The sequence below is a fragment of the Actinomycetota bacterium genome (assembly GCA_035759705.1).
In the GTDB taxonomy this organism is placed as follows: domain Bacteria; phylum Actinomycetota; class CADDZG01; order JAHWKV01; family JAHWKV01; genus JAJCYE01.
The window spans coordinates 1-8,749 of record DASTUJ010000100.1 but is presented as its reverse complement, the minus strand read 5'-3'; the positions used below and the strand labels follow the sequence as shown (position 1 = coordinate 8,749).

The 8,749-nt window shown below is 69.4% G+C and carries 7 protein-coding genes; 5 read left to right on the top strand and 2 right to left on the bottom strand.

Annotated elements, in window-relative coordinates; all coding sequences use genetic code 11:
• Positions 1 to 544 (bottom strand): aminotransferase class V-fold PLP-dependent enzyme (locus tag VFV09_06870; protein ID HEU4867433.1); only part of this gene is annotated, 544 nt, incomplete at its 3' end.
• Here VFV09_06870 and VFV09_06865 point away from each other — a divergent pair.
• Positions 543 to 1,850, top strand: a complete 1,308-nt coding sequence (locus VFV09_06865; protein HEU4867432.1) for a DUF4147 domain-containing protein — start codon at positions 543 to 545, stop codon at positions 1,848 to 1,850. The genes VFV09_06870 and VFV09_06865 overlap by 2 nt on opposite strands.
• A gap of 4 nt (positions 1,851 to 1,854) precedes the next feature.
• On the opposite strand, the gene VFV09_06860 is transcribed toward VFV09_06865, so the two are convergent.
• The gene (locus VFV09_06860; GenBank protein ID HEU4867431.1) at positions 1,855 to 3,747 is read right to left on the bottom strand and encodes a bifunctional homocysteine S-methyltransferase/methylenetetrahydrofolate reductase; all 1,893 of its coding nucleotides are present in this window, start codon (positions 3,745 to 3,747) and stop codon (positions 1,855 to 1,857) included.
• A gap of 112 nt (positions 3,748 to 3,859) precedes the next feature.
• Here VFV09_06860 and VFV09_06855 point away from each other — a divergent pair, with 112 nt between their 5' ends.
• The 4 genes from VFV09_06855 to VFV09_06840 form a co-directional block, all read left to right on the top strand.
• Positions 3,860 to 4,630, top strand: coding sequence for a hypothetical protein (locus tag VFV09_06855; GenBank protein HEU4867430.1), 771 nt, complete (start codon positions 3,860 to 3,862; stop codon positions 4,628 to 4,630).
• Complete coding sequence (bcp, locus tag VFV09_06850) at positions 4,627 to 5,091, top strand: thioredoxin-dependent thiol peroxidase (protein ID HEU4867429.1); 465 nt, start codon at positions 4,627 to 4,629, stop codon at positions 5,089 to 5,091. Before VFV09_06855 ends, bcp begins: the two co-directional genes overlap by 4 nt.
• Positions 5,092 to 5,103: 12 nt before the next feature.
• Positions 5,104 to 5,523: a PPOX class F420-dependent oxidoreductase gene (locus VFV09_06845; protein ID HEU4867428.1), complete on the top strand. Its 420-nt coding sequence runs from the start codon at positions 5,104 to 5,106 to the stop codon at positions 5,521 to 5,523.
• 149 nt (positions 5,524 to 5,672) lie between these two features.
• A partial coding sequence (locus VFV09_06840) for an AAA family ATPase (protein ID HEU4867427.1) occupies positions 5,673 to 8,749 on the top strand: 3,077 nt, incomplete at its 3' end.

Below are 8,749 nucleotides of genomic sequence, written 5' to 3'. Positions count from 1 at the left end.
TGACCCCGTCGACGAAGAGCAGCGCCGGGTGCTCGGCGGCGTCCATGGCCCGGCGCACCGCAGCGACGTCGCTGGTCACGCCGGTGGCGGTCTCGTTGTGGACGACCAGGACACCTTTTATCTCTTTGCCGGAGTCTGCCTTCAGGGCCTTCTCGACCTGCCCGGGCGGGACACCCTCCCCCCACTCGACGTCGATGACGTCGACCTTCATGCCGTGCCTCTCGGCGCAGTTGATGAACAGAGCGCTGAACTGGCCGTTGCGGACCGCCAGCAGGCGGTCGCCGGGGGACAGGGTGTTGACCAGCGCCGCCTCCCACCCGCCGGAACCGGTGGCGGGGAAGATAAACGGCTGGCCGTCGACGGTGTGGAAGATCGTTCTGAGGTCCCGGAGGAGCCCCTGCGTCAGCTTGGGGAACGCCGAGGAGCGGTGGTCCTCCATCGGGCGGTCCATCGCACGCAGTACCCGTTCCGGTATGTTCGTGGGCCCGGGGACAAACAGGAAGTGGCGGCCGGGCTGGCCGCTCAGAGGGTCGTGTTGGGACATGGACGAAGCATATATGCAGAACTCCGAATCCCTCCGGGAGGTGCTGCTCGACCTGTTCCGTACCGGGGTCGCGGCGGCGGCACCCGGGCCGGCCCTGGCCGGCGTCCTCGAACACCAGGCCCCCTCGGTCGATGCGGGCCGGGTCTGGATAGTTGCCCTTGGCAAGGCGGCCCGCCCGATGGCCGAGACCGCCGTGGCCCACCTGGCCGGGCTGGGGCTGACCCCGGCCGGCGGGGTGGCGGTCGTGCCCGCTCCCGACGACTCCCCGGTTGCCGGCCTGACGACTGTGGCGGGCGACCACCCGTTCCCCGGACCGGGATCGATGGCGGCTGCCGAGGCGATCGGCGAGATGGCCGGCCGGGTGGGGGCAGGCGACGAGGTGTGGGTCCTGCTCTCCGGCGGCGCGACGAGCCTTGCTGCGGCGCCGGTGGCGGGTTTGGCCGCCGAGGACCTTCAGGGTCTGTACCGCAGTCTTTTGAGCTCGGGCCTGGACATCGCCCAGATGAACACGGTACGCAAGCGCTTCAGCCGCTGGGGCGCCGGGCGGCTGGCGGTGGCGCTCCAGCCCGCCCGGGTGCGGACCTTCATCGTGTCCGACGTGATCGGCGACGACCTTGCGGCCATCGGTTCCGGCCCCTGCGTGCCCGACCCGCTCTCGGCGGCCGAGGTGATGGCGCTTCTCGAAGCCAACGGTCTCGACCGGGTGGCTCCGCCGGCAGCACTGAACTACCTGCGGCGGTCGGATCCGTCGTTGGAGACGCCGAAGCCCGGCCACCCGGCGTTCCGGTCGACCGAATGCCACATCGTCGCCGGCAACCGGCCGTCGCTGGAAGCAATTGCCCGCCGGGCGGAGGAGCTCGGCTGGCAGACGAAGGTGCTGCCGGAGCCCCTCAGCGGGGAGGCCGCAGATGCCGGAAGGGACCTGGCGCTCAGCCTGCTGGAACAGCCGCCCGGAACCTGCCTGGTTGCCGGAGGCGAGACGGTGGTGCGCGTCGACCCCGGCAACACCGGCCTGGGCGGGCGCTCCCAGGAGCTCGCGCTGGCGGCTGCCGGGGTCCTGGCGGGCAGCTCGTCCGTCCTGCTGGCCGCGGGCACCGACGGCCGGGACGGCCCCACCGACGCCGCGGGGGCGGTGGTGGACGGAACCACCTGGGATCGGATCAAGAGTGCGGGGCGGGAACCATCCGAAGATCTGACCGGCCACAACTCCAACCCTTCGCTGGCCGCGGCAGGGGCACTGGTGGTCACCGGGCTGACCGGAACCAACGTAATGGACGTTGCGATCGGGGTCGTCCCCCGAACCTGAGCCCCTAGGTGCCGGCCCGGCCGGCCGCGGGCTGGAGCATCGCACGGAACTGCTCGATGAGCTCGGCCGCCAGGTGGTAGCGGCCGAAAGGCGGCAGGAGGTAGAGGCCGGCGGCCAGGTCGGTCAGCTCGTGGCCGGTCTGCAGGGCGAGCTCCAGGCCCTCCTTCTGCCCGTTCTCTCCGGCAGCGGCCATCGTCTCCAGCACCCTGTCCGGCACCGAGATGCCGGGAACCTCGTTGTGCAGGAACTCGGCGTGGCGAAGCGACACCACGGGCAGCAGGCCGACCAGGATCGGCAGCTTCAGCTCGCCGTACCTGTCCTCGTAGCGCTCCCGGAAGAAGCGGAGCGGCTCGACCGAGAACAGCGGCTGCGAATAGGCGAAGTCGGCGCCGGCGACGATCTTGCGATTCAGCACCTTCTGCTCCCGGTCCAGGTCCTTGGCCCCCAGGTTCACCGAACATCCGACCACGAACTCGGTGGCCTCCCCGATGGAGGCGCCGGAGCGGTCCAGGCCGGCGTTCAGGTTCTTCTTGATCAGGCTGATCAGGCCGGACGGCGTGACGTCGGCGTGGTCGGCGGCCTGGGGGTAGTCGCCGATCGAGGTCGGGTCCCCCATACACACGAACACGTTGCGGATCCCGAGTGCATGGGAGGCCAGCAGGTCGCCCTGGATCCGCAGGAGGTTCCGCCCGCGGGTCGGGAAGTGAAGCACCGTCGATATGTCCGCCTCCTGCTGGATCAGGTGGCAGGCGGCCCACGGGCTCATGCGCATGCGGGCCATCGGGCTGTCGGCGACGCTCACCGCGTGGGCGCCGGCGCTGGCCAGCGTGTCGGCGGCAGCCACCAGGCGGGCGGCGGAAGCCGACCGGGGGGGCGCCATCTCCACGACGAATGCGTGCTGCCCCTCACTCAGAGCCTGGGCGAAGGTGCTGGTGGTGGTTGCAATCGCAGGTTCGATCCTCAGCCCCCGGGAGGCGCTCTTCTTCGGCGCCGACTCGGCGACGCTGAGCGACGGGGGCCTCGAACGCACGGTGGCCAGGGCTTCGCCCATGGCTTCGATGTGCTCCGGCCCGGTGCCGCAGCAACCGCCGATAATCGAGGCGCCCGCCTCGAAGAACCGGACGGCATAGTCGGCGAGGTACTTCGGGGAAGCCTGGTAGATGATCCGTCCGCCCAGGCGGTGCGGCTGGCCGGCGTTGGGCATCGCCACCAGCGCCAGGTGGGGCTCGGCGGTTGCGATGACCTGGAGAAGGCGCAAAACCTGGGCCGGGCCCTCCGAGCAGTTGACCCCGACGGCGTCGACATCCAGCTTGCTCAAGCGGTGGGCGACCGCATCGGCGGTCTCTCCCAGCAGCGTGTGGTCGTCCCTGGTGAAGGCGAACGAGACGATCACCGGCAGGTCGCAAACCGCCCGGGCCGCGTTGATCGCCTGCTCGGCCTCATCGAGATCCACCTGGGTCTCGATGAACAGCACGTCCGCCCCGGCCTCGGCCAGCGCGGTGATCTGCTCCCGGAACGCCTCCGAGGCCTCGTCGGCCCGGACCCGGCCGTAGGGCACGAGCCGCACCCCCAGGGGGCCGACCGAGCCGACCACGATCTCGGCCCCCGACTCGCGGGCCAGCCTCACTCCGGCGGCGTTGACCTCGGCCACAAGGCCGGCGGAGCCGAACTCGCCGAGCTTGTAGCGGTTCGCGCCGAAGGTGTTTGTCTCGACAAACCGGGCGCCGGCGTCGATGAAGCTGCGGTGCAGCGCCAGGACTGCTTCCGGCGCGGTCAGGTTCAGGGCGTCGAAGGTCGAGGTAACCCGGACTCCGGCCGCAACCAGGCTCGTCCCCGTGCCACCGTCGCCCAGGATGGGCCCCGCCAGGATCAGGTCGGCAAAACTCTTGCGGTCCATGGGAATCCTCGACTTTGGGCGGCCGGGCACCACCTGCTCGCCCGTTGACCAAGTATAGGGTGGGACCGCGCGCACAATTTGGGCACAGTTGGGCGTTAAAGTTGGTCCCCAAGTGCGCCACCGAGCTTTGACCCCATCCCGGCTTTGCCGCCTGCCCGCCCTGGCGGCGTGCGTCCTGCTGCTCGCCGCCTGCGGCAGAGCACCTGCGGAGCGGCTCAAGGCCGCGCCGGCGCCGATCCGGGTGGATTGGGCCGACCCCGGCCTGTCGGTGGACGCCGGGGACGGATGGACCGTCGTCCGGTGCAACAGCGAGCACATCGCCCTGTGCGTGAACAAGGACGGCGAGCCGGCGGGCCACGTCCTCATGGAGGACCTCCCCTCGATCGGCGAGGAGCTGACCAACAGCCAGGACCAGGTCCAGGCGACGCTTGCGGTGCGGACCCAGACCATCTACCGGGAGTTGCGCCGGCACCGGGCCGAACGGTGCGGTGAGGAGTACGAGGTTGAGACGGGCACCCCGAAACCGGTTCCGGTCGCCGGGCTGACCGGCCTGTCCTACGAAGCCACGGGCCGCAAGGACGGCAGAGTGGTCGAGCGCACCCTGGGGTACCGGGTCTTCCGGGAGGGTATCGAGACCCTCATCGAGGCCACCGCGATCGAGCCGGGCGCCTGCCTGATTCCGGAGGACCCGACCTTCTCGATAGCCGAGCTTCGCCAGTTCCAGGGCCTGCTCGCCCGCGTCGTTTCGGGCAGCGTCCTGCCGGAGGCCACCGAGTACCCGACAAACCTGCCGGAGCAGCGTGGGGGGAGCCAGGACCCGCGCCTCGATCGGGAGCCGACCAACGGCGTAGGCATTTCGCATGGACTAGGATCGAAAGCGTGAGCACCCTCGAGGCCGGGGACCCGGCGCCCCCATTTGAGCTGCTGGACCAGGACTCGAACCCGGTCGGCCTCGGCGACTTCGCCGGGCGCAAGCTGCTCGTGTACTTCTACCCCAAGGCCGACACTCCCGGCTGCACCGCCCAGTCCTGCGCGGTGCGGGACGCCCTGCCGGACCTGACCGAGGCGAAAACCGCCGCCGTCGGCATCAGCCCCGACGCCCCCCAGAAGCAGGGGAAGTTCGACAAGAAGTACGAGCTCGGGTTTCCGCTGCTGGCCGACACCGAGCACACGGTGGCCGAGGCGTACGGCGTCTGGGGAGAGAAGTCGATGTACGGCAAGAAGTACATGGGCATCACCCGGTCCGCCTTTCTCATCGACGAAGACGGCAAGATCCAAAACGCCTGGTACAAGGTCAGCCCGGGCGACACGGTGCCCAACGTCCTGGCAGCCCTGAAGGGCTAAACCGTGGAGGAGATGTCCGAGGAACGCTGGAGAGCCTTCCTCCTGGAACGTCCCCGTACCGCCAAGCTGGCCACCACCCGCCGGGACGGCCGGCCCCACATCGCACCGATCTGGATCGCCGTCGACGACGACGGCGCGGTCATCTTCACGACCGGAGCCACCAGCCTCAAGGGCCGGTCGATTCGCAGGGACCCCCGGATCAGCATGTGCGTCGACGACGACCGCCCGCCCTTCTCCTTCGTGATCCTGGAGGGAACCGCCGAGGTCACCGAGGACCCCGATGAGATGCTCCGGGCGGCTACCCGCATCGGCGGCCGCTACATGGGCGAGGACCGCGCCGAAGAATTCGGCCGCCGAAACGGGCAGGCCGGCGAGCTCCTCGTGAAGCTCAACCCCTCCCGGGTGATCGCGCGCGAGGGCATCTCGGACTGAGGCCGGGCCACCAAATAGTTAGAAGCATCGTTCGACCCCAAATCTTCTCTTTAAGAATCGGCGAAACGTGTCGATAGAACCATGGGGAAAAAGGTCTTCCGCCGTACTTCGTTGTGCGACCGAAGCTTGGATGGGGGCAGGACCACAGAATGCTGCTGGACGATCGGTATCGACTCCTCGACCTCCTCAAATCAAGCCAGGGCGTCGAAACCTACCTGGCGGAAGACCTGGAGCCGGACAACGCCCGTGTCGTCGTGAAGATCCTGCGGTCCGGGGTTGCGGCACCGGCCCTGGTTCTCAGGCTCGAACACGAGGCAGCCGTGCTTTCCCGGCTCCAGGACCCGGCCTTCCCGCTCATCCGATCGGGCAGGAGCGACGGCAGCCTCTACCTGGTACAGCCCTACCTCGAGGGTCGCAACCTCGCCCAGATTCTCGACTCCGGGCCGCTCAGCACCGAGGACACCCTCACCGTTGCCGGCGACCTGCTGTCCGCGCTGCAGCACGCCCACGACCACGGGATCCTCCACCGGGACGTGAAGCCCGGCAACGTCATCGTGCAGGGCGACGGTCGGATCGAGCGTGCCATCCTCATCGACTTCGGTCTCTCGTTCAGCGCCTCGCTGGACCCCAGGGTCCGGCGGGAAGCGGTCGGCACCGCGCGGTACCTGGCCCCCGAGCAGGCCGGCCTGGTCGACCACGCGGTGGACGAACGAAGCGACCTGTACTCCCTCGGCGTAGTCCTCTACGAGTGCCTTGCGGGAAAGCCCCCGTTCGACGCCCTAAGCGTGGGCGAGGTCCTCCGCCAGCACCTGAACCTCCCCGTTCCGGGCCTTCGGGCCGGCGGGATTGAGGTTCCCCGGGCTCTCGAATCGGTCGTCCTGCGGCTTTTGGCGAAGGAGCCGGGCAAGCGCTACCAGTCGGCGGTCGGAGCGCTGGCCGACATCCGTGAGATCGCCGAGGCGCTGGGCCGGGGGTTCCCCGACCCGTCGATGGTCATCGGGCTACACGACAACCGCAGCATCCTGGCGGAACCGGCATTCGTAGGCCGCTCCGACGAGCTGAACGCCCTTTCGCACTACCTCGGAATGGCATCGCGCGGCATGGGCGGCTTTGTCTTCGTCGCGGCCGAGTCGGGCGGTGGAAAGACCCGGCTGCTCGAGGAATTCGCCGAGGAAGCGGGCCGGCAGGGCGCCTGGATCCTCCGCGGGCAGGGCGTCGACCAGGCGGCCCAGCGCCCCTACCAACTGCTGGAGGGGGTGGCCAAAGCGGTTGACGAGGAGGCCCGATCCAACCAGTCCATGCGCAACCACATTCGGGCGAGGATGGGTGACCACGCCGAGGCCGCCGCGATCGCCCTGCCGGCTCTCAGCGAGGTGCTCGGCCACGAGTCCTCCGGTCAGCTTCCCGAGGCCCACGGCGAGGTTCGCAGCCTGGCCGCTCTATCGGCCCTTTTGGGGTGCGTCGGAACCGCCGTCCGGCCGGCAGTGGTGATCCTCGACGACTGCCAGTGGACCGACGGGCTGACCGCCAAGCTGTTGGGGCGGTGGCACAGCCACTCCCGGGAAGACCAGAGCTACGTGCTCGTCGTCGCCGCCTTCCGAAGTGAGGAGGTGGGCTCCGACCACCCGCTGCGGGCGATGGAGCCGCAGGCCGAGATCTCGCTCAGGCCCCTGACCCTTCCCGAAATTCGCAACATGGCACAGTCGATGGCCGGCGCCCTGCCCGAGGAGGCGATCAACACGGTGGCCGAGCTCTCCGAGGGGAGCCCGTTCATGGCCGCAGCCGTCCTGATGGGCCTGGTGGAGTGCGGAGCGGTGGTCGAGTCGCCGGCCGGATGGGTCGTCAACGACGAGGCCCTGGCCGACGTGCAGACCTCCCGCCGGGCCGCCATCTTCCTGGTCCGCCGTCTGAAGCTGCTCTCCGGGGAGACCCTGCGCCTGCTGTCCGTCGGGGCGGTCCTCGGCAAGGACTTCGACCTGGATCTGGCGGCGTCCCTGATCGGGAACGGCGCCCGTGAGAGAACGATCCCTGCGCTGGCCGACGCACGCCGGCGGCGCATCGTCTGGATCGACGAGGCGTTCAACCGCTGCCACTTCGTGCACGACAAGATCCGGGAAGCGCTGCTCAGCACCCTGACCACCGAAGAGCGGACGGACCTGCACCTGCAGGCCGCCGAGCACATCGAGAACCTCGATCCTTCACGCACCTTCGAGCTTGCCTACCACTTCGATGCAGCAGGATCTCCCGGCCGGGCGCTCCCCTACGCTCTCGCCTCCGCCGAGCACGCCCGCCGGCAGCACAACCTCGAGATCGCCGAGGCCCACTACCGTATGGCGGCGCGGGCGGCGTCCGCAGCCGTCAGCTCAACCAGGAGAATCGTCGCCGAGGGTCTCGGCGATGTCCTCACCTTGAGAGGCGCATACGACGAAGCGACCACCCAGTTCCGGATCGCGCTGGACCAATCCGTCGACCGGGTGGAGCGCGCAGCGATCCGGGGCAAGCTCGGCGACGTGGCGTTCAAGTGCGGCGACATGGTCGGGGCTCGGGACCACCTGGAGGGGGCGCTGCGCCAGCTCAAGGCCCGGATGCCCCGGACGGTGGTGGGCCTGGTGTTCGCCCTGCTTTCCGAAGTTTTTGTCCAGATCCTCCACACCGTGGCGCCGCGCCGGTTCGTGGGCCGAAAACCCCTCGACCAGTCCGGAAGCCAGCTCCAGGCGATCCGCATCTACAGCCGCCTCGCCTACGTGTACTGGTTCCACAGCGGCAAAATGAGGTGCGGGTGGGCGCACCTTCGGGAGATGAACCTGGCCGAGCAGTACGAACCCAGCCTCGAGCTGGCCCAGGCCTACTCCGAGCACGCCCCGGTGATGACAATCATTCCGTGGTTCAGCCGGGGTTTGGACTACGTCGAGCGCTCCCTGGCCATCCGGAAGTCGCTCGGCGACGTCTGGGGGCAGGGGCAGTCGCTCAGCTTCCACGGGGTCGGCCTCTACGCCGCGTCCCGCTACCGGGAGGCCATCGACCGCTGCCTCGAAGCCAAGCGGCTGATGGAGAGGACCGGCGACCGCTGGGAGGTCAACACCGCAGGCTGGAACATCGCGTTTGCCCAGTACCGGTTGGGCGAGCTGCGCAACTCCGTGCAGACCGCACGCGACGTCTACGACGCCGCCGTCGAGATCGGCGACCAGGCCGCTGCCGGCATCGCCCTGAGCGCCTGGGCCCGGGC